We start from the raw sequence: 343 nt of genomic DNA on the forward strand, positions 1-343 counted from the left end.
AAGAGACAGAATCTATACTGTGCAACATCACCATACGCTCATATTGATTCATGATTGATGCACCCACTTGTTCGACTTTACCCTGATAGCTGGTGTTCACAGATTCCATGATACGGCTACGCAGATTTTCTTCATGCAGTTCACTATCAGCTTCCAACCATTCCTGCACGGGAATTCGCAAGAGAAATTCACTGGCCAAAGCTTTCTCTAACCCAGGAACATCCCATTGTTCTTCTATACTTTGTGCAGGAATATAAAGACCAATCAGTTGGTTTATCACACTCTCACGAATAGCACTATCGGTTTCTGAAATACCTTGCTCGGCATCCAGCAACTCGTTGCG

The 343-nt window shown here is 43.4% G+C and carries 1 pseudogene; it reads right to left on the minus strand.

Annotated elements, in window-relative coordinates:
- Positions 1 to 343 (minus strand): annotated as a pseudogene (secA, locus tag SQ11_RS16150) (preprotein translocase subunit SecA); the annotation flags it as partial.

The organism is Nitrosospira sp. NpAV (genome assembly GCF_000832065.1).
In the GTDB taxonomy this organism is placed as follows: Bacteria; Pseudomonadota; Gammaproteobacteria; order Burkholderiales; family Nitrosomonadaceae; genus Nitrosospira.